The 19,395-nt window shown below is 66.5% G+C and carries 19 protein-coding genes; 10 read left to right on the top strand and 9 right to left on the bottom strand.

What is annotated here, in order from left to right; translation table 11 throughout:
• Positions 1 to 30: 30 nt before the first annotated feature.
• The 5 genes from ACYVDK_RS11260 to xseA form a co-directional block, all read right to left on the bottom strand.
• A complete protein-coding gene (locus ACYVDK_RS11260; RefSeq protein ID WP_460521705.1) occupies positions 31 to 1,452 on the bottom strand; it encodes a class II fumarate hydratase in 1,422 nt (473 codons plus the stop codon).
• 88 nt (positions 1,453 to 1,540) lie between these two features.
• The gene (locus tag ACYVDK_RS11265) at positions 1,541 to 2,179 is read right to left on the bottom strand and encodes a carbonic anhydrase (RefSeq protein WP_460521707.1); all 639 of its coding nucleotides are present in this window, start codon (positions 2,177 to 2,179) and stop codon (positions 1,541 to 1,543) included.
• Entirely contained in the window at positions 2,176 to 2,829 is a 654-nt protein-coding gene (locus ACYVDK_RS11270) for a DUF4245 domain-containing protein (RefSeq protein ID WP_460521709.1), read from the bottom strand. The genes ACYVDK_RS11265 and ACYVDK_RS11270 overlap by 4 nt, the downstream gene beginning before the upstream one ends.
• Positions 2,830 to 2,834: 5 nt before the next feature.
• Positions 2,835 to 3,134 carry an exodeoxyribonuclease VII small subunit gene (locus ACYVDK_RS11275; protein WP_460521711.1) on the bottom strand — a complete coding sequence of 100 codons (300 nt, stop codon included), beginning with the start codon at positions 3,132 to 3,134 and terminating at the stop codon, positions 2,835 to 2,837.
• 10 nt (positions 3,135 to 3,144) lie between these two features.
• Positions 3,145 to 4,464 carry an exodeoxyribonuclease VII large subunit gene (gene xseA, locus ACYVDK_RS11280; protein ID WP_460521803.1) on the bottom strand — a complete coding sequence of 440 codons (1,320 nt, stop codon included), beginning with the start codon at positions 4,462 to 4,464 and terminating at the stop codon, positions 3,145 to 3,147.
• Positions 4,465 to 4,525: 61 nt separating this feature from the next.
• Between xseA and ACYVDK_RS11285 the strand changes: the two genes are divergently transcribed.
• Together ACYVDK_RS11285 and ACYVDK_RS11290 are read left to right on the top strand one after the other, a co-directional pair.
• Entirely contained in the window at positions 4,526 to 5,617 is a 1,092-nt protein-coding gene (locus ACYVDK_RS11285) for a 4-hydroxy-3-methylbut-2-enyl diphosphate reductase (RefSeq protein WP_460521805.1), read from the top strand.
• Positions 5,614 to 6,207, top strand: coding sequence for a DUF6264 family protein (locus tag ACYVDK_RS11290; RefSeq protein ID WP_460521713.1), 594 nt, complete (start codon positions 5,614 to 5,616; stop codon positions 6,205 to 6,207). The genes ACYVDK_RS11285 and ACYVDK_RS11290 overlap by 4 nt, the downstream gene beginning before the upstream one ends.
• Before the next feature lie 101 nt (positions 6,208 to 6,308).
• Here ACYVDK_RS11290 and fbaA read toward each other — a convergent pair whose 3' ends face one another.
• Positions 6,309 to 7,343 carry a class II fructose-bisphosphate aldolase gene (gene fbaA / locus ACYVDK_RS11295; RefSeq protein WP_460521715.1) on the bottom strand — a complete coding sequence of 345 codons (1,035 nt, stop codon included), beginning with the start codon at positions 7,341 to 7,343 and terminating at the stop codon, positions 6,309 to 6,311.
• A gap of 621 nt (positions 7,344 to 7,964) precedes the next feature.
• Here fbaA and glpX point away from each other — a divergent pair.
• Positions 7,965 to 8,939, top strand: coding sequence for a class II fructose-bisphosphatase (gene glpX / locus ACYVDK_RS11300; RefSeq protein WP_460521807.1), 975 nt, complete (start codon positions 7,965 to 7,967; stop codon positions 8,937 to 8,939).
• 35 nt (positions 8,940 to 8,974) lie between these two features.
• On the opposite strand, the gene ACYVDK_RS11305 is transcribed toward glpX, so the two are convergent.
• A complete protein-coding gene (locus tag ACYVDK_RS11305) occupies positions 8,975 to 10,327 on the bottom strand; it encodes a DNA recombination protein RmuC (RefSeq protein ID WP_460521717.1) in 1,353 nt (450 codons plus the stop codon).
• A gap of 248 nt (positions 10,328 to 10,575) precedes the next feature.
• A complete protein-coding gene (locus ACYVDK_RS11310) occupies positions 10,576 to 11,160 on the bottom strand; it encodes a 3'-5' exonuclease family protein (protein ID WP_460521719.1) in 585 nt (194 codons plus the stop codon).
• A gap of 308 nt (positions 11,161 to 11,468) precedes the next feature.
• Here ACYVDK_RS11310 and ACYVDK_RS11315 point away from each other — a divergent pair, with 308 nt between their 5' ends.
• The 3 genes from ACYVDK_RS11315 to ACYVDK_RS11325 all read left to right on the top strand — a co-directional run bounded on the left by ACYVDK_RS11315 (position 11,469) and on the right by ACYVDK_RS11325 (position 16,155).
• Positions 11,469 to 13,202: an ABC transporter ATP-binding protein gene (locus tag ACYVDK_RS11315; RefSeq protein WP_460521721.1), complete on the top strand. Its 1,734-nt coding sequence runs from the start codon at positions 11,469 to 11,471 to the stop codon at positions 13,200 to 13,202.
• Positions 13,199 to 15,316: an ABC transporter ATP-binding protein gene (locus tag ACYVDK_RS11320; protein ID WP_460521723.1), complete on the top strand. Its 2,118-nt coding sequence runs from the start codon at positions 13,199 to 13,201 to the stop codon at positions 15,314 to 15,316. The genes ACYVDK_RS11315 and ACYVDK_RS11320 overlap by 4 nt, the downstream gene beginning before the upstream one ends.
• Positions 15,317 to 15,405: 89 nt before the next feature.
• Positions 15,406 to 16,155: a class I SAM-dependent methyltransferase gene (locus ACYVDK_RS11325; protein WP_460521725.1), complete on the top strand. Its 750-nt coding sequence runs from the start codon at positions 15,406 to 15,408 to the stop codon at positions 16,153 to 16,155.
• A 34-nt stretch (positions 16,156 to 16,189) separates the two neighbouring features.
• On the opposite strand, the gene ACYVDK_RS11330 is transcribed toward ACYVDK_RS11325, so the two are convergent.
• On the bottom strand, positions 16,190 to 16,963 hold the full coding sequence (locus tag ACYVDK_RS11330) for a helix-turn-helix domain-containing protein (protein WP_460521727.1): 774 nt from the start codon (positions 16,961 to 16,963) through the stop codon (positions 16,190 to 16,192).
• 145 nt (positions 16,964 to 17,108) lie between these two features.
• Between ACYVDK_RS11330 and ACYVDK_RS11335 the strand changes: the two genes are divergently transcribed.
• From ACYVDK_RS11335 to ACYVDK_RS11350, 4 genes are read left to right on the top strand one after another with little or no spacing between them, the layout of a single operon-like run.
• Positions 17,109 to 17,489, top strand: a complete 381-nt coding sequence (locus tag ACYVDK_RS11335) for a VOC family protein (RefSeq protein ID WP_460521729.1) — start codon at positions 17,109 to 17,111, stop codon at positions 17,487 to 17,489.
• A 45-nt stretch (positions 17,490 to 17,534) separates the two neighbouring features.
• Positions 17,535 to 18,608 carry a redox-regulated ATPase YchF gene (gene ychF, locus ACYVDK_RS11340; RefSeq protein WP_460521731.1) on the top strand — a complete coding sequence of 358 codons (1,074 nt, stop codon included), beginning with the start codon at positions 17,535 to 17,537 and terminating at the stop codon, positions 18,606 to 18,608.
• 33 nt (positions 18,609 to 18,641) lie between these two features.
• The gene (locus ACYVDK_RS11345; protein ID WP_460521733.1) at positions 18,642 to 18,923 is read left to right on the top strand and encodes a type II toxin-antitoxin system RelE/ParE family toxin; all 282 of its coding nucleotides are present in this window, start codon (positions 18,642 to 18,644) and stop codon (positions 18,921 to 18,923) included.
• Positions 18,898 to 19,218: a HigA family addiction module antitoxin gene (locus tag ACYVDK_RS11350; RefSeq protein WP_460521735.1), complete on the top strand. Its 321-nt coding sequence runs from the start codon at positions 18,898 to 18,900 to the stop codon at positions 19,216 to 19,218. Before ACYVDK_RS11345 ends, ACYVDK_RS11350 begins: the two co-directional genes overlap by 26 nt.
• Positions 19,219 to 19,395: the final 177 nt, after the last annotated feature.

The following is a 19,395-nucleotide window of genomic DNA, read 5'->3' on the forward strand; positions in this document are numbered from 1 at the left end:
GGGCAGGCCACCGGTGCTCGCGGAGCCGAGTTACTCGGCGCTTGGCGGAGTGGTCATGCTGAGCACGTCGAGCGCCGTGTCCAGCTGTTCGAGCGTGACCTCGCCGCGCTCGACGAAGCCGAGGTCGATGACCGCCTCGCGCACCGTGATGCCCTGTGCCACCGAGTGCTTCGCGATCTTCGCTGCCGCTTCGTACCCGATGATCTTGTTCAGCGGGGTCACGATCGAAGGCGACGACTCTGCAAGCGAGCGTGCCCGTTCGATGTTCGCTTGGAGGCCGCGCACGGTCTTGTCGGCGAGGGCCCTGGTCGCGTTGGAGAGCAGCCGGATGGACTCGAGCAGCGCCGTGCCCATCACCGGAATCGCGACGTTGAGCTCGAACGCGCCCGACGCGCCGCTGACCGCGATCGTGGCGTCGTTGCCGATGACACGCGCGGCGACCATCAGCGTCGCCTCCGGGATGACCGGGTTGACCTTGCCCGGCATGATCGACGATCCCGGCTGCAGGTCGGGGATGTGCAGCTCGCCGAGTCCCGTGTTCGGGCCGGAGCCCATCCAGCGCAGGTCGTTGCAGATCTTCGTGAGGCTCACGGCGATCGTCCGCAGCGCTCCGGATGCCTCGACAAGGCCGTCGCGGTTCGCCTGAGCCTCGAAGTGGTTGCGGGCCTCCGTGACCGGCAGCTCCGTCTCCTGCGTGAGCAGCCGGATCACCAGCTGCGGAAAGCCGGCTGGCGTGTTGATGCCGGTGCCGACTGCCGTGCCGCCGAGCGGTACCTCGGCGACACGGGGGAGTGCCGCCTGAACGCGTTCGATGCCCAGCCGCATCTGCGCCGCGTAGCCCCCGAACTCCTGGCCCAAGGTGACCGGTGTGGCATCCATGAGGTGCGTGCGGCCGGACTTGACGGCATCCTTCCAGAGCTCGGCCTTCTCCTCGAATGCGACCGCGAGGTGGTCGAGCGCGGGGATCAGGTCGTCGATGAGTGCGCCGGTGACCGCGATGTGCACCGAGGTCGGGAACACGTCGTTCGAGGACTGAGAGGCGTTGACGTGATCGTTCGGATGCACCGGCCGGCCGAGGCGGCGAGATGCCAGCGTCGCCAGCACCTCGTTCATGTTCATGTTCGACGAGGTGCCGCTGCCGGTCTGGTAGACGTCGATCGGGAACTCGCCGTCGTGCGCTCCGGTGATCACCTCGTCGGCGCTGGCGGCGATGGCGTCGGCCACGTCACGATCGAGAACACCGAGCTCGGCGTTCGCCAGCGCCGCGGACTTCTTGATGCGGGCCAGCGCCGCGATCTGCGTGGACTCGAGTGTCGAACCCGAGATCGGGAAATTCTCCACGGCCCGCTGCGTCTGGGCGCTGTACAGGGCGTCGCGCGGCACCCGCACCTCGCCCATCGTGTCGTGCTCGATGCGGAACCCGGCGGCCTCGCCGGGAGTCTGGCTGTTCATTCCTTGGGATCCCTTGATCGCGTGCATTCGTGGTGGTCGTGTGCATCGTGGATGCTGCCGGCTGCGCCGCCGTCGGCGCCGAGCGGGTCTATGCGGCGATGACGTCCTCGCCTATCGCGAAGTCCGCCTCTACGGCGCCGCTGGTCAGCCGGTAGTTCGCACCTACTATGGCGAGCTCGCCGTCCGCAACGGCCTGTGCGACGATCTCGCTGCGGCGCAACAACTCGGCGACGGTGTCGCGTAGATGTTCGCGACCGGCACGGGCAGCGTCGACTGCAGCCGGGTCCGTCGCCTCACCGGCGACGCGACGCACGGCCGGGACGATCGGTGCGATGAGGCCGGCGATGTTGGGCGGCAGTGGGGCGGCTCCCGGTGCGGAGGAATCGATGGCCGCGCGCACCGCTCCGCACGACTCGTGGCCGAGTACCACGAGCAGGGGCGTGTGTAGAAGAGCGACGGCGTACTCGATCGTGCCGAGCGCGGCCTGCGTGACGACCTGGCCCGCGTTGCGCATCACGAAGACGTCGCCGAGTCCCTGGTCGAAGACCACCTCGGGCGCCACGCGGGAGTCGCTGCATCCGAGGATCACCGCCACAGGCGCTTGCGATGCCGAGGTCTCGGCTCGACGGGCGGCATCCTGGTGTTCGTGACGGGAGGCGGATGCGACGAATCGCGCGTTGCCCTCGATCAGCTGCTTCCAGGCATCCGCGGGTCTGCTGTCGGTCATCCGTGTTCCTTCGCGTCGGTGGCGAGTTGCCGGCTCACGGCATCCGCCAGTTGGGTGAATTCCTGAGTGTCGGCCGTGCCGTAGAGCACCACGGTGCTCGCGCCCCTGGTGGCCGAAAGCGCGTACTGCACGTCGCCCACATCGCGGCTGGACTGCCGGTTGTCGTAGATGCTCCACGTCACGCCGTCGACGGTGGTACTGCTGACCGGGTTCGAGTTCGCCACTTGGCCGGCCAGCCAGGTGGCATTCGCGTGGAAACCCTGAACCATGCCGATGTACTGCTGCGACGGCGTGATCAGCCCGACGTACCACTCGTCCACACGGTCGTCCGTCTGCTGGCGCAACTGCGCGGAGTTCGACTTCCAGTCCGACGGAAGCTTCGGGGTGATGAGCGGGTCTGGCTCGGTGCCGGCGCCCTGCTGCGCGATCTTGATGTAGTCCACGTTCTTCACCGCGTCGGGTGTCGGCCGTGGCACCATGAGCACGATCACGACGACGAGCGCGAGCGTGGCCAGCAGGGAGTAGATCAGATTGTTGACGGTCTGCCGTCGCCGGTGATCGGCGGAGGTCTGCGCCTTGCGTCTCGCCGTCTCGCCCGGCGTCTCCGGCCGGCCGAGCTCGGCGACGATCGGATGTTCGTTCCTTGCCATGGCCGCTAGACGGGATCCTCTCGAGGTGCGTCGGCGTTTGCCGCGCGATCCACTCCGGCCCGCGCGGCGTCGAGCCTCGCCTTGGCCCCGATGAGCCACTCCTCGCAGCGCCGTGCGAGTGCTTCACCGCGCTCCCAGAGCGATAGGGACTCCTCGAGGGTCGAAGTGCCCTGCTCCAGACGTGACACCACACCGATCAGCTCGTCGCGCGCCTGCTCGTAGCTGAGGTCGGACGTGCTGGCATCGCTGCCGGACACCGGAGAACCCGATGCCGGAGAGTCGAGTGCGGTGGGGTCGGAGGGCATGTCTTCCATCCTAGGAGCGGGTCGCCGCAGACGGGCTGGGTGTCGATGAGGCTGGGGAACGCTGGGCGGAGGGTGCGCCTGTGGACGCATCCTCCGGCGACTCCTCGCCAGGTGAAGGAAGCTCGCCCATCGAGGTCGCCCGCATCCGTCCTTTCGCGAGTGCCACCAGAAGTGACGACCCGTTCGGCGCATCCTCCGGGCTCCGCACGATGCCGTCGGGGCCCTGCACGATCGCGTACCCGCGGTCGAGGGTGCTCCGCGGCGACAGTGCACGCAGGCGAACGGACAACTCGCGCGTCGTGTTCTCCGCGCGCTCGACGCAACGCTCGACCAGCTCTGCTCCGCGGGCCACATACCGAGTGAGCTCCTCGGCCCGGGAGGCGACGATCCACTCATGGGACGCCAGCGCCGGGCGAGATCGCAGCTGGGCGATGCGGTCGACCTCGTGGGAGAGCAATGCCGTCACCCTGGTGGTCATGCGCATCGACGCCTGCTGAACCCGAAGCAGCTCCTCCGCCACGTCGGGGACCACGCGTTTGGCGGCGTCTGTCGGCGTCGAGGCTCGAAGGTCGGCGACATCGTCGAGGATCGGCCGGTCGTTCTCGTGCCCGATCGCACTCACCAGCGGCGTGGTGCAGGCGGCCGCGGCGCGCACGAGGCTCTCGTCGCTGAACGGAAGCAGATTCTGGAAGTCGCCGCCGCCGCGCGCGACGATGATGACGTCGACCTCGGGGTCGGCATCCAGTTCGCGGATGCCGGCTGTCACATCGCCCGCGGACCGGTCGCCCTGTACAGCGGCATGCCGCACCCGGAACCGCACAGCGGGCCAGCGTAGTTGCGCATTGCGCAGAACATCCTTCTCGGCGTCGGAGTCCTTGCCGGTGACCAGTCCGATGCAGCGGGGGAGGAAGGGGAGCGGCTTCTTGCGGGTCTGCTCGAAGAGGCCCTCCCGACGGAGCTGCGCTCGCAGTCGCTCCAGCCGTTCCAGCAGGTCGCCGAGCCCGACGTGACGCATGTCGAAGACCTGCATCGTGAGCGTGCCGCCCTTGAACCAGTAGTTCGGCTTGATCAGCGCGACGACGCGGTCACCCTGCTTCAGGTCGGCCGGGATGCGGGAGCGGGTGGACGACCAGAGCGTGAACGATATCGTCGCATCGGCGTCGCAGTCCTTGAGCTTGCCGTAGACGTTGCCGCCCGAGACGCCCCACTGCGTGATCTCTCCCTCGACCCAGACGCTTCCGAGCCGGTCGATGTAGTCGCGCAGCTTGCCGGCCAGAATGGCGACCGGCCACGGCGCCTCGACCGTGGGCAGGGCATCCGGCACGCTCAGTTCCCTCCACTGTTGTCAACTTAGAATCACACGTGTGAGCGACACGACGATCGACCTGGCGATGCCGCGCGTTCCCGGCGTTCGGGGCAGGCTCAAGAATAACCCGGTGGTCGGACGCAAACGGGTGTTGCTGGCCGCCCCCCGTGGATACTGCGCGGGTGTGGATAGAGCCGTCATCGCCGTCGAGAAGGCGCTCGAGCGCTTTGGGGCACCGGTTTATGTGCGCAAGCAGATCGTGCACAACGTCCACGTCGTCTCGACGCTCGAGAAGCGGGGTGCGATCTTCGTCGACGACGTCGATCAGGTTCCCGAAGGTGCGCACGTCGTTTTCAGCGCGCACGGAGTCGCGCCCTCCGTCGTGCAGGCAGCGGCCGATCGTGGACTGCGTGCCATCGACGCCACCTGCCCGCTCGTGACGAAGGTGCATCGTGAGGCGGTGCGGTTCGCGCGCGACGACTACGAGATCCTGCTGATCGGCCACGCCGGGCACGAAGAGGTCGAGGGCACGGCCGGCGAGGCGCCGGAGCACGTGACCCTGGTGAACGGTCCGGACGACGTGGACGCGCTGCAGGTGCGGGATCCGGAGCGGGTGGTATGGCTGTCGCAGACCACGCTGTCCGTCGACGAGACGATGGAGACGGTGCGTCGCCTGCGCGAGCGGTTCCCGAAGCTCGCCGACCCGCCGAGCGACGACATCTGCTATGCCACCCAGAACCGCCAGGTCGCCATCAAGAAGGTGGCGCAGGAGGCGGATCTCGTTCTCGTCGTCGGTTCCGCGAACTCGTCGAACTCGGTGCGGCTCGTCGAGGTGGCGCTGGAGAACGGGGCGCGGGCAGCGCATCGCGTGGACTACGCCAGCGAGGTCGAGCAGGAGTGGCTCGATGGCGTGACCACCGTGGGCGTCACGAGTGGGGCATCCGTGCCAGAGGTGCTGGTGCGGGAGTTGCTCGACGATCTCTCGGAGGCCGGCTACGACGATGTCGAGATCGTCAAGACCGCCGAGGAAGACCTGATGTTCTCGTTGCCGAAGGAACTGCGACGCGATGAGACGGGTACGCAGGATGCCCGCGCACTGGGTGGTCGGGAACGGGGCGGTCTGGAACCGGGCGACCTGGAACGGGGCGACCTGGAACGGGGAGGTCCAGCCCGATGAGCGATTCCACCCCGCGTCCCCGTCCGCAGTACGGCGAGTACGCGACAGCGGAGCAGCAGCGTGCGGCGGTCAAGGCGCCGGAGACGAACCCGCACTACTCTCCGCCCGACGAACACCCGTCGCAGGCTCCGCAGCCGTCGCCGTTCCACCCGGATGCCGTTGAGCGGCCCACGCCGCCGCAGGCGCCGGATGCCGGCAATCCTGCCGACTCGTCGGCGGGCCTCCGGCATCCTGTCGACCGCATGGCCACCATCGCGCTGCTGATGCTCGGCCTCTTCAACGTGATCACCACTATCACCGGCCGCGACGGCATCGCCGGTCAGATCGACAGCGCCTACCACAGCATGGGACTGACCGGCGACTATGTCGTGACGCCCCTGACCGGAACGGTCGCCGATGTCGTCGCCATCGCATTCCTCGCCCTCTGGGTGGTGGCGGCCGGGCTGTCAAGCTGGACGATGCTGCGCGGCAGAATCGCGTTCTGGATACCCCTGGCGGCCGGTTTCCTGGCCAGCCTGGCGAGCGTCGTCGGCTATCTCATCCTGTTCCTGCACGACCCGACGTTCCTGGCCTACCTGCAGCGCATGTGAGGTTGTGCATTACTCGGGAGGCGCGGTGCATGCGAGAAGGGCGTCGACTCGACGCCGACGCCCTTCTCGCGACGCGCTACGTCGCTTCTGCCCGACTACGTCTACTTGCCGGAGAGGGACTGACCGGCCGAGCCGAGCTGCTGCGTCGCCTCGATGACGCGCTGGGCCATGGCGGTCTCGGCGACCTTGCCCCAGGCACGCGGGTCGTACTGCTTCTTGTTCCCGACCTCGCCGTCGATCTTGAGCACGCCCGAGTAGTTCTCGAACATGTACCCGGCCACGGAACGCGTGAATGCGTACTGCGTGTCGGTGTCGATGTTCATCTTGATCACGCCGTTCGCCACAGCCTGGGCGATCTCCTCGTCGCTTGATCCGGAGCCGCCGTGGAAGACCAGGTCGAGCGGCTTCGGGCCGGTGCCGAAATGCGTCTCGATGCCCTGCTGGATCTCACCGAGGAGTTCGGGGCGCAGCTTCACGTTGCCCGGCTTGTACACGCCGTGCACGTTGCCGAAGGTGAGGGCAGCGATGTAACGGCCGTTCTCGCCGAGGCCGAGCGCCTCGACGGCCTTGGTCACGTCGCCCACAGTGGTGTACAGCGCATCGTTGGTGCCCTCGTGCTTGACGCCGTCCTCCTCGCCACCGACAACACCGATCTCGACCTCGAGGATCGCGTTGATCGCCCGGGTTCGCTTGAGCATCTCCTGTGCGATCTCGAGGTTCTCGTCCAGCGGCACGGCTGAGCCGTCCCACATGTGCGACTGGAAGATCGGGTTATGGCCGGCCTTGACCTCTTCTTCCGATGCGGCGATCAGAGGCAGCACGAAGTCTTCGAGCGCCGGCTTCGGACAGTGGTCGGTGTGCAGGGCCACGGTGATCGGATAGCTCTTCGCGACCTCGGTCGCGAATCTGGCGAACGCGAGCGCGCCGGTCGCACGCGCCTTCACGGTCTGGCCGGCGAAGTAGTCTGCGCCGCCGGTGGTGACCTGGATGATGCCGTCGGACCCGGCCTCGGTGAGGCCCTGCAGAATCGCGTTGATCGACTGGGAGGATGCCGCGTTGATCGCCGGGTAGGCGAACCCGCCCTTCTTCGCTCGATCGAGCATTTCGGCGTACTGTTCCGGGGTCGCGATGGGCATGACGTCTCCTCATGTAGCTAAGGCGGGGTCTGTTAAGAGGTCGCGACCGAGTCTAGAGGCGATTGAGGTGAGAGCCCCGCGAGCTTGCTCGTGGGGCCGAGCCGATTGAGTCTGTGAGCGCGAAGCGGCGATAGAGGCGATTGAGGTGAGAGCCCCGCGAGCTTGCTCGTGGGGCCGAGCCGATTGAGTCTGTGAGCGCGAAGCGGCGATAGAGGCGATTGAGGTGAGAGCCCCGCGAGCTTGCTCGTGGGGCCGAGCCGATCGAGCCCTTCAACCGGCATCGTCGCGATGGCCGGTGAGGCGTCCTGGATACCGCAGAAGCGCAGACGAGATCGAGCGACCGGTTCACGCTCGGTGAAGAATCGCGAATCATTCACCCAAGTGCCCCCGGGAGATTCCCGATCTGCTCGTAGCGTAGAACGCGAACGATACCGAGTCCCACTAGCAGGAACACGCGGGCGAGCGGCGGCACGGAGTTTGACCGCACCTCGGATCGCAGCAACTGATTTCGCAGGAACCAACTCATTTCGCAGGAACTAAGGAGCGCTTGTGCCCAGCGACCTGATCGATCGGCCGACAGACCTGGAAGGTCTTACCCGCGAAGACGCCCGGCCTGACGAAGTGCACCAGGCGGCGGTGCTCCGGCCGGACCGCAACCTCGCCCTCGAGCTGGTGCGTGCGACGGAGGCCGCGGCCATCCGAGCCACACCGTGGATCGGCAAGGGGCGGAAGAATGATGCCGACGGTGCCGCCGTCGATGCCATGCGTGCGTTCCTGGCCACTGTCGACTTCGACGGCGTTGTCGTCATCGGCGAGGGCGAGAAGGACCACGCACCGATGCTCTTCAACGGCGAGCATGTCGGCACCGGGCGAGGGCCCGCGTGCGACATCGCAGTCGACCCGATCGACGGTACGTCGCTCACGGCGGCGGGTCGGCAGAACGCGCTATCGGTCATCGCAGTGAGCGATCGCGACACGATGCTGGATGCTTCCGGCGTGTTCTACATGGACAAGATCGTCACCGGACCGGAGGGCGCCGGCGTCGTCGACATCCGCAAGCCTGTGGGAGAGAACCTGCGTGCGCTGGCTCGCGCGCTCGGCAAGCAGATCGGGGAGCTCCGGGTCGCGGTGCTCGATCGTCCGCGTCACGCCGGACTGATCGAGGAGATCAGGGAGGCCGGCGCCGGCACACGGCTGATGCTCGACGGCGATGTGGCAGGCGGCATCAACGCGGCGCGCCATGACTCGCGCATCGATGCGTGCATCGGAATCGGCGGGAGCCCGGAGGGCATCACGACGGCGTGTGCCCTGAAAGCGCTCGGCGGGTTCATGCAGGCACGTCCGGCGCCCCGCGACGACGAGGAGCGAGAGCGGGCTGTCGCGTCCGGGCTCGACCCCGAGCGGGTGTACGAGCTCGAGGATCTCGTGGCCGGCGACAACACTATCTTCGTGGCCACCGGCGTCACCGACGGCGGCCTGGTGGACGGCGTGCGGCGTGAGGGTCAGCTCATCCGCACTAGCAGCATCGTGCTCCGCTCCACCTCGGGCACGGTGCGCCGCATCTCGGCAGAACACCTCGTCTCGAAGTGGTGGTGATCGGCGCTCGGGCCCTGGAGCACTAACGACAGGGATCAGTGCCGGTGGTCGCCTATGGCGATCGGTTCAGCGTGCCGGTCGTCGAGCTCCGACGCAGATTCGAGCGCACCGACGAGCTCGAACGCCGTCAGTTCGCGCGGCGACTCCTCGAGGCCGCCGAGCGAGGGGATGACTTTCGACTCGTCGAGCGCGCCCAGCTTGCGGGCAGACGGCAGCACCTGCCGTTCCAGGGAGCCCACGAACTTGTTGTAGTCGTTGACGGTTCCCTTGATCGACCTGCCCAGCTTGTCGATATGCGCAGCCGTCGTCGCCAGGCGTGAGTACAGCTCGCGGCTGAGGTCGAACAGCAGTTTCGCGTCTTGCGTCAGCACGTCTTGCTGCCAGCTGAACGCCACCGTCTTCAGCACCGACCACAGCGTGACGGGGGATGCCAGCGCCACGCGCTTGCCGAACGCGAACTCCATGATGGTGGGATCGGCCTCCATCGCCCCCGAGACGAGTGACTCGCTGGGGATGAACGCGATGACCATCTCGGGTGAGGCATCCAGACCCTCCCAGTACGCCTTGCTGCCCAGCGTCGTGATGTGATCGCGCACGGCCTTCACGTGCTGCTTCATCAGCGCGGCGCGGCGGGCTGCTTCCTCGCCGGCGGCCGTCGCCGGGATCTGGCTCGCCTCCAGGAACGCGTTGAAGGGCGCTTTCGCGTCGACGGCGATGTTCTTGCCGCCTGGCAGGTGCACGACCATGTCCGGCCGACCTGCACCGGCATCCGAACTGATGCTCGACTGCACGTCGAAGTCGACACGTTCCAGCAGCCCTGCGGCCTCGACGACACTGCGCAGCTGAGTCTCGCCCCATACGCCTCTCGTGCTGTTCGAGCGCAGTGCAGAAGCCAGTGCTTCGGCCGTGCCGCGCAGGCGCTCCTCCGACTCCGATGCCGACCTCAGCTGCTGCGTGAGTTCGCCGTGCTGCCTGCTGCGCTGCTCCTCGAGGTCGGTGACCTTCTTCTGCATGCCCTGCAGCGACTCCCGCACCGGAGCGAGCGCCTCGAGCACCTTGCTCTCAGCATGCTCGCGCTCGCGCTGTGCCGTGAGTTCTTGCCGCTGCCGCTCGGCCAGCTCCTCGTACTGCTGCTGCTGGCGTCGGATGCCCTCGCGCAGTCCATCGGCCGTCGCCGTCACGGCGGCGAGCTGTTCGCGCAAAGAGGTCTGGGCCGCCTGCTCCTGCGCCCGAACCTCGGCCAGCTGAATCGCGTGCCGTGCCTCGATCACCTCGGGAGACTCGGTCGTCGCCGGCACCTGAACGCCTCGCCGGCCGTAGACGACGGCGCCGAACACGCCGGCCGTACCCCCGACGAGAAGGCCGATGATGAGGAAGAGAGCGTCCATGTGCCCATGGTCGCAGGCACCGCCGACATCCGATTGAGGCCCGCCCATGGATGCTGGCATCCATGGGCGGGCCGATTTAGGATGTTGAGCGGCGAAGCCGTGATCACATCCGATTGAGCGGTTGTGGATGCTGGCATCCGTGGGCGGGCCGATTGAGGATGTTGAGCGGCGAAGCCGCGATCACATCCGATTCATGCGACGTCGAACGACAACGATGAGCACATCGCCCCGAGCCGGTGCGGTGCGACTCAGGCCGCAGCGGCGACCTCGCCGATGTGACCGATTCGCACGGGCACGTTGGCGGCCAACTCCTCCAGCGAGTGAGCGCCGTGGCGCCCTGCCGCGTGCACGATGATCGCTGCGCAGGCCTCCGCGTCGGCGAGCGCCTCGTGGTGATGGAAAGCCTCGAAACCCGCGGCCATCGCGGCTACGGGCAGACGGTATGAGTCGAGCGAGTAGGTCTTGCGTGCGACCTGCAGGCTGCATAGGTAGTCGTATCCGGGGCAACGGATGCCGGTGGCCGCGCATGCGCCGCGGATCACGCCCATGTCGAAGCCCGCGTTGTGTGCGACGAAGGCGTCGCCGCCGGCGAAGCCGATGAGGTCGGCGAACTGCTCGGCCCAGTCACGGGCATCCGTCACGTCGCACGCCTGAATTCCGTGGATGCGGACGTTCCATTCCAGGAAAGCGTCGTGCCCGGGCGGCGGTTTGATCAGCCAGTTCGCGGTGTCGACCACGCGACCGTCGCGCACCTTGACGAGGCCGACCGAACAGGCCGATGCGCTGCTGGAATTCGCGGTTTCGAAGTCGATGGCGGTGAAGTCCAGTGGCACGCCGCCATGCTCGCACGCATGCAGTCGATGTCCTGGCACCGCTCCGGCGTGCCTGAGACACGCCATCGAACGGGAGTGTCGCGACCGATTTCGAGAAGATGCTTGCGGCCGGAATTCTCACGATATATCGTGTTCGAGGTTTCGCGATATATCGTGAGACGGCATCGCCTGTCCGGAGCTCGACACTGCTCGATTCCGCTGACAACAGAACGCGTACCGCAATGTCGGCGGTATGCCCCACAATGTAACGATCCCTCCGGCATCGCCACGCACCGCCTGCCGACGCAACGCATCCATCGGAGTCTTCTGTGCTGCTCAAACTTCTCGTCCGCTCTCTGAAGCCGTACAAGTGGCTTCTGGTCGGCGTGCTGGTCTTCCAGTTCGCGTCGGCCCTGGCCAGTCTTTTCCTGCCCAGCCTCAACGCCGACATCATCGACAACGGCGTCGCCAAGGGCGATACCGGCTACATCTGGCGCACCGGCACGCTGATGCTGGTCATCTCGTTCGGCCAGATCGTGGCCTCGGTCATCGCAACGTATTTCGCGGCCATGGCGTCGATGCGCGCGGGGCGAGACATCCGCGACCGGATCTTCGACCGGGTCTCCGCATTCTCCGAGCGCGAGGTCTCGTCGTTCGGTCCCGGATCCCTCATCACCAGGAACACGAACGACGTGCAGCAGGTGCAGATGCTGGCCATGATGTCGGCGACGTTCCTGGTCTCCGCCCCGCTGCTGGCGATCGGCGGCATCATCCTGGCGCTGCGCCAGAGCCTCAGTCTTTCCTGGCTGATCGCCGTCGCCGTGCCCGTGCTCCTGATCGTGGCCACACTGATCATCAGTCGAATGGTGCCGCTTTTCCGCAGCTACCAGAAGAAGCTCGACGCGGTGAACCGGGTGATGCGCGAACAGTTGACAGGCATCCGCGTCGTGCGCGCGTTCGTGCGCGAACCGATCGAAGAGGAGCGCTTCCGCGACGCGAACACCGACATCATGGTCGTTGGACGCAAGGTCGGGTCGCTCTTCGTACTGCTGTTCCCTGCGGTCATGCTCATCCTGAACGTGACGGTGATCGGTGTGATCTGGTTCGGCGGCATCAAGGTCGGAGCCGGCGAGGTGCAGATCGGCACGTTGTTCGCGTTCATGCAGTACGTGATGATCATCCTCTCCGGTGTGATGATGGCGAGCTTCATGACGATGATGATCCCCCGCGCCGCGGTCTCCGCCGAGCGCATCAGTGAGGTGCTCGACACCGACTCGTCGCTCGAAAGAGCCGATCGCCCGGTCTCCGAGTTCCCCGCGCCGGGAACGGTCGAGTTGGCGGATGCCTCGTTCACCTACCCCGGAGCCGAGCATCCGGTGCTCTCCGGCATCAGCTTCACGGCGAACCCGGGTGAGACCGTCGCCATCGTCGGATCGACGGGCGCGGGCAAGACCACCCTGATCTCGTTGCTTCCGCGGCTATTCGATGTCACCGACGGCGCAGTACTGGTCAACGGGGTCGACGTGCGCGGCGCAGATCTGGCCGCCCTGTGGCGGACCATCGGCCTCGTGCCGCAGCGCCCCTTCCTCTTCACCGGCACAGTCGCCTCCAACCTGCGGTTCGGGCGCGAGGAAGCAACCGACGACGAGCTGTGGCGGGCGCTTTCCATCGCGCAGGGAAGCGACTTCGTTGCCCAGATGGAGGGGGGCCTGGACGCCAGAATCGCCCAGGGCGGCACCAATGTCTCGGGCGGGCAGCGGCAACGGCTGGCGATCGCGCGAGCCATCGTTCATCGGCCGCGCATCCTGGTCTTCGACGACTCGTTCTCGGCGCTCGACCTCGCGACGGATGCCCGCCTCAGGCAGGCGCTGTGGCGCGAACTCCCCGAGGTGACCAAGATCGTCGTCGCGCAGCGCGTCTCCACGATCACGGATGCCGACCGCATCGTCGTGCTCGACGACGGCCGCATGGTCGGCCTCGGTACACACGACGAACTCCTGTCATCGAACGACACGTATCGGGAGATCGTGGAATCACAGCTCGGAGTGGAGGCAGGACGATGAGCGCCGCCCAGAAGACCCGGAGGAGCCGGGCGACGGCCAAGAGCGCGGTGACGACGGAGCTCACACCCGAGGAGAAGCTCGAACTGGAGCTCGCCGAGCAGGCGAGGCTGAGGGCCGACGACTGGAGCGGTGGGGTCGCACCGGGTAAGGCGTCGAACTTCGGCCCGTCGTTCCGGCGGCTCATCGGGCTGCTGAAGCCGAACGCGGTGGCGTTCATCGTGGCGTCTTTCCTCGGCGCCATCGGCGTCGCGCTGACGGTGATCGCGCCGAAGGTCCTCGGCGAGGCGACGAACATCCTGTTCGAGGGCGTCGTCTCGAAGCAACTCCCAGCCGGCGCCACCAAGCAGCAGGTGGTCGAGCAGCTCAACCATGCCGGCCAGCACGATCTCGCCAACATCGTGCAGGCCATGCAGAACCTCGTGCCCGGCCACGGCGTCGACTTCGTGCGGCTCAGTCAGGTGCTCGTCATCGTGCTCGCGTTGTACTGCGCCTCGTCTGTGCTCGGCTGGTTGCAGGGCTACATGATCAACGTGATCATGGTGCGCACCATGTGGCGGCTTCGCGAGCAGGTCGAGGCGAAGATCAACCGGCTTCCACTGAGCTACTTCGACCGGGTGCAGCGTGGTGAGCTCATCTCGCGGGTCACGAACGACATCGACAACATCACCCAGATGATGCAGCAGTCGCTGTCGAGTGCTCTCACCAGCGTGCTGACGGTGCTCGGCGTGCTCATCCTGATGCTGTCCATCTCATGGCAGCTCACGCTCGTCGCGCTTGTGGCGCTCCCGCTGATGGCCATCATCTTCGGCGTCATCGGCCCGCGATCGCAGAAGGCGTTCGGCATCCAGTGGCGCAAGGTCGGACGGCTCAACGCACGCGTCGAGGAGTCGTTCTCCGGCCACGCTCTGGTCAAGGTGTTCGGCCGCGAGGAGAGTTCTCGGGCTGCATTCCGTTCCGAGAACGAGGAGCTGTACCAGGCGTCGTTCAAAGCGCAGTTCCTGTCGAACACGATGATGCCGGCCATGATGTTCATCGGGAACCTCACCTACGTTGGCATCGCCGTGCTCGGCGCGCTCATGGTCGCCGGAGGCCAGCTCAGGCTCGGCGACGTTCAGGCGTTCATCCAGTACTCGCAGCAGTTCACTCAGCCGCTGTCGCAGCTGGGCGGCATGGCGGCCGTCGTCCAGTCGGGTACGGCATCCGCCGAGCGCGTGTTCGAGCTGCTCGACCAGGACGAGCAGGAGCCCGATGCGGTCGACGCTCCAGCCCCGGTGGACGGCGACGGCACGATCGAGTTCGAGCACGTGTCATTCTCGTACAGCCCCGACCGGCCTCTCATCACCGACCTTTCCTTCCGGGTGGAGCCGGGCCAGACGGTCGCCATCGTGGGCCCGACCGGTGCAGGCAAGACGACGCTGGTGAACCTGATCATGCGGTTCTACGAACTAGACGGCGGACGCATCCTGCTGAACGGGCAGAACATCGCCGACCTCACCCGACACGACATCCGGGCGAAGACCGGCATGGTGCTGCAGGATCCGTGGCTGTTCGCGGGGACCATCAGGGAGAACATCCGCTACGGGCGTGCGGATGCCACAGATGACGACATACTCCAGGCCGCTGCGGCGACCTATGTCGACCGTTTCGTGCACTCGTTGCCTGATGGCTACGACACGGAGCTCGACGAGGACGCCTCGAACGTGTCGGCGGGTGAGAAGCAGCTGATCACGATCGCGCGCGCGTTCGTGGCGAAGCCGAGCGTGCTCATCCTCGACGAGGCGACGAGCTCCGTCGACACGCGCACCGAACTGCTGCTGCAGCACGCGATGAACGCGCTGCGACAGGGCCGCACATCGTTCGTGATCGCCCACCGGTTGTCGACCATCCGCGATGCCGACCTCATTCTCGTGATGGAGCACGGCGACATCGTCGAGCAGGGCACGCACGAGCAGCTGATCGCGGCGAACGGTGCCTACTACCGGCTGTACAACGCGCAGTTCCAGCAGGCGGCGACGGATCTCGACGAGGAGTTCGCGGGCATCCAAGATCCGCTCGGGCAAGAGGCGCGGGAGATCGCGGAGCTCGACGAGCCGGATGCCGCGGTGGTCGACTGACGTACCTGCACGGCAGGGCTGAATGACCCGCCCGGATCAGGTGCCGGCTCCTTCGATCGAGGTGCCGGCACCAGCCGTATCGTGAGCACATGCGCTCACGCGATTCGAAGTTCGAACATGCCCGGTCGTTCGGCGGCGTCGCCGACGTGTACGAGGCGTCCCGGCCCGGGTATCCGGCAGAGGCCGTGGAATGGCTCGTTCGGACCGGACAATCGCGTGTGGTGGACGTCGGTGCCGGAACAGGCAAGCTGACGCGTGCGCTGGTAGCAGGCGGCCGCGAGGTCGTCGCGGTGGATCCGTCTGCACAGATGCTGGAGATACTCCGCTCCACGGTTCCCGGCGTCGAGACGCTCGTCGGCACGGGGGAACGGATGCCGCTTCCCGACGAATCAGTCGATGCAGTCACGTTCGCGCAGGCCTGGCACTGGGTCGACGCGCCGGTCGCATCCGTCGAAGCGGGCCGGGTGCTCAAGCCCGGCGGCACCCTCGGCCTGATCTGGAACATGCGCGACGAGCGCGTCGACTGGGTGCGTGAGCTGGGTGTCGCGATGCATGCGGATGGCGATCAGTACACAACAGGCATGAACACGGACCCGCAGGTGCACGCGCCCTTCGGCGAGCCCGATACTGCGTCGTTCGAATGGACCCAGCCCGTCGATCGTGACGGACTCATCGATCTTGTGCGCTCCCGCAGCTATTACGCGGTGATGGCACCGCCGCAGCAGGAGAGCACGCTGCGGGCGGTGCGCGAGCTCCTCTCGACGCATCCTCAGATCGCCGGCAGCGAGACGATCGAGCTGCCCTACGTGACGCTCGCGTTCCGATACGTGCGCCCGTGACGTAAGCGTACGTTCACCGACAACGATCCTTCAGTCAACGGGCACGGAGCTCCATCAGCGCTGCGGGTGTCATGCCCGTCAGAGACACGCACTCCCTGGTTAGGTGCGGTTGGTCGGCGAACCCGGTGATCGCGGCAGCGTCGGCGAGCGAGCCCGAACGCTCGTGCGCGACGAGAAAGCGCTGAAAGCGGTCGATGCGCTGCAGCGTCTTCGGCCCGTAGCCCACATCGGCGGTGAACAGGCGCTGCAGATGGCGGCGGCTGACGCCGAGCTCGTCCGCGAGCCCGCCGACCGTGACGCCGGGATTCCGCATCCGCCGTGCAGCGTGGGCGGAGATACGACGCTGCGAGACATCCTGCGCCACGGCCGTCGCGAAGCGCAACACCGCGCTCATCGCGTCGCCTGAGGTGCCGGCGCTCTCGACCGCACTGAGCGCGTCTCGCACGAAGGCGGAGCGGGAAGATGCCGAGCGCACGGTCCAGGCATCCGCAGCGTCCAGCCGGGAGTTCCGGATCTCGCTGAGCGGAACCCCGAAGGCCGCACCTCCGAAGCCGGGGCCGAATCGCACGCCGACGAAGACCGTGCTCTCGCCGAACGAGGTGGAGTTCGCCATCGTGTCGGGTCCGGCGACCACGACACCGACGCCGGATGCCCAGATCAGGTCGGTGCAGGCATCCGGCAGCACCAGCGCGACGCCCGCTGTGCTGCGCTCGCCGTCTCGATCGGACGTGCGGGTCCAGACGCAGTCCACGATCCCGGCCAGGGGCGCGGGAGCGGGGTACTCGGCATACCCGAGCGGAAGCGGCATGGCGGCAGCTTCGCACATCGTCGGCCGATCCGCGCCGGTGCGCCTCTGCGAGATCCTGTCCGATTCGTTCAAGACGGTCGGGGCCGCATGCGATTCACTGGCAGCAGAACGGCGAGCCGCTGACGGTTCGCGCGAAAGGAGAATCGTGTTCCTCGGACTTCGCACAGTCATCCATTCCGCACCCGACCTCGACGCCGCGAAGACGTGGTGGTCCGGGGTGCTGGGGGCACCGCCCTACTACGACGACGGCTTCTACGTGGGGTACAGCGTCGGCGGATACGAACTGGGACTCATCAAGGCAGGCGACCCCGCCTCGGGCCCGAACGTCTACTGGGGCGTCGCCGACGCCGACGCGGCAGTGGAGCAGCTGGTCGCTGCCGGTGCCGCCGTCGTTGAGTCGGTGCAGAACGTGGGTGGCGATATCCGCACTGCATTGCTCGCCGATCCGTCCGGCGCCCGCTTCGGTGTGATCGAGAATCCGGAGTTCGCCGTAGAACCAATCGAGTCGCGCGGCCCAGGGCGCTGATCGCGGCCGCCTGGCCGCTCCGGTCGCCGGATACGATGGATGCCCGTGGCTCTCACTATCGGCATCGTCGGCCTGCCCAACGTCGGCAAGTCCACTCTCTTCAACGCGCTGACCAAGAACCAGGTGCTCGCTGCGAACTACCCGTTCGCAACGATCGAGCCGAACATCGGCGTGGTGAACCTGCCCGACCCCCGCCTGCAGGTGCTGTCGGACCTGTTCCATTCGGAGCGGATCGTGTCGGCGACGGTCAGCTTCGTCGACATCGCCGGCATCGTCCGCGGAGCATCGACAGGCGAGGGCCTAGGCAACCAATTCCTCGCGAACATCCGGGAGGCGGATGCCATCGCGCAGGTCGTGCGCGGATTCGCCGACCCCGACGTCGTGCACGTGGAGGGCGAGGTGAACCCGGCCGGCGACCTGGAGACGATCGGCGCTGAGCTGATGCTGGCAGACCTTCAGACACTCGAGAAGGCCATCACGCGCTACGAGAAGGAGGTGCGCGGGCGCAAGCTCGACGCCGCAGTTCTCGAGACCGCGAATGCGGCGAAGGACGCCCTGGAACGGGGTGTGCTGCTGTCGGCATCCGGGCTCGATCTCGCGCTCGTCAAGGAGCTCGGGCTTCTGACCTCGAAGCCGTTCATCTTCGTCTTCAACGTGGACGAGCCCGTGTTGACGGATGCCGCGCGCAAGGCCGAGCTCGCCGCTCTCGTCGCTCCCGCCCATGCTGTCTTCCTCGACGCGAAGCTCGAGTCGGAGTTGGTCGACCTCGACGAAGAGGATGCCGCGGAACTCCTGGCGTCCACCGGCCAGGAGGAGAGCGGGCTGGACCAGCTTGCCCGGATCGGATTCGAAACACTCGGTCTGCAGACATTCCTGACGGCGGGCCCTAAGGAGTCGCGGGCGTGGACGATCCACAAGGGCTGGAAGGCCCCGCAGGCTGCCGGCGTCATCCACACCGACTTCGAGAAGGGATTCATCAAGGCCGAGGTCATCTCATTCGGCGACCTCGTCGAGCTCGGCTCGGTGCACGAGGCGCGCACACACGGCAGGGCGCGCCTCGAGGGCAAGGACTACATCATGCAGGACGGCGACGTGGTGGAGTTCCGGTTTAACGTCTAGCGTTATTGACGCTACGCGTTATGAGCTGAGTGTGTGATCAGATCGTTCGGCAGCAAAGACACCGAACGCATCTGGCATGAGCAGTACGTCAAGTGTGTGGATCGTGTGGAGCAACGGGCGACCCTACGGAAGCTGGAACTGATCCATGCGGCGAAGGACCTCGAAGACCTGCGGATCCCGCCGGGCAACCGTTTGGAGCAGCTTACGGGCGACCGCCGCGGACAGCACAGCATCCGCGTGAATTCACAATGGCGCATCTGCTTCGACTGGAAAGATGGAGGTGCGGAAGATGTTGAACTCGTCGACTACCACTGAGGCGGATCTGATCGAGCCGATCCACCCGGGGGAGATCCTGATGGAGGACTTCATCGAAGGTTTCGGGATCACTCAGAACAAGTTGGCAGTGTCTATCGGTGTGCCGCCGCGGCGGATCAACGAGATCGTTCACGGCAAGCGTGGGATCACTGCCGACACGGCCATCCGTCTGGCGCGCTACTTCGGCACCTCGGAGGAGTTCTGGATGAATCTGCAGTCGAACTACGAGCTTCGGATGGAACGCCGTGCACTGCAGGACAAGGTTGCAGAGATCACGCCGTTGAAGGTCGCGTGACAACGCTCACACTGACAGCGTCTCGCCTGCGCAGACGGCGACAAGGCGCCCATCGTTCTCCGTCACCTTGATCGGCACATCGAACTCACGCGCGCTGAATCGGGGTGTCTTGACTTCAGCGTAGAGCCGGCGGCTGATCCGTTGGTGTACGCCGTCCGTGAGAGAGATTCGTGGACG

This window comes from Humibacter antri, from assembly GCF_054777235.1.

Excerpts from the sequence above, each read along its gene's own strand:
- ACYVDK_RS11260 (WP_460521705.1), bottom strand. The coding sequence starts at position 1,452 with ATGAACAGCCAGACTCCCGGCGAGGCCGCCGGGTTCCGCATCGAGCAC.
- ACYVDK_RS11265 (WP_460521707.1), bottom strand. The coding sequence starts at position 2,179 with ATGACCGACAGCAGACCCGCGGATGCCTGGAAGCAGCTGATCGAGGGC.
- ACYVDK_RS11270 (WP_460521709.1), bottom strand. The coding sequence starts at position 2,829 with ATGGCAAGGAACGAACATCCGATCGTCGCCGAGCTCGGCCGGCCGGAG.
- ACYVDK_RS11275 (WP_460521711.1), bottom strand. The coding sequence starts at position 3,134 with ATGCCCTCCGACCCCACCGCACTCGACTCTCCGGCATCGGGTTCTCCG.
- ACYVDK_RS11285 (WP_460521805.1), top strand. The coding sequence starts at position 4,526 with ATGCCGCGCGTTCCCGGCGTTCGGGGCAGGCTCAAGAATAACCCGGTG.
- ACYVDK_RS11290 (WP_460521713.1), top strand. The coding sequence starts at position 5,614 with ATGAGCGATTCCACCCCGCGTCCCCGTCCGCAGTACGGCGAGTACGCG.
- fbaA (WP_460521715.1), bottom strand. The coding sequence starts at position 7,343 with ATGCCCATCGCGACCCCGGAACAGTACGCCGAAATGCTCGATCGAGCG.
- ACYVDK_RS11305 (WP_460521717.1), bottom strand. The coding sequence starts at position 10,327 with ATGGACGCTCTCTTCCTCATCATCGGCCTTCTCGTCGGGGGTACGGCC.
- ACYVDK_RS11320 (WP_460521723.1), top strand. The coding sequence starts at position 13,199 with ATGAGCGCCGCCCAGAAGACCCGGAGGAGCCGGGCGACGGCCAAGAGC.
- ACYVDK_RS11325 (WP_460521725.1), top strand. The coding sequence starts at position 15,406 with ATGCGCTCACGCGATTCGAAGTTCGAACATGCCCGGTCGTTCGGCGGC.
- ACYVDK_RS11330 (WP_460521727.1), bottom strand. The coding sequence starts at position 16,963 with ATGCCGCTTCCGCTCGGGTATGCCGAGTACCCCGCTCCCGCGCCCCTG.
- ACYVDK_RS11350 (WP_460521735.1), top strand. The coding sequence starts at position 18,898 with ATGTTGAACTCGTCGACTACCACTGAGGCGGATCTGATCGAGCCGATC.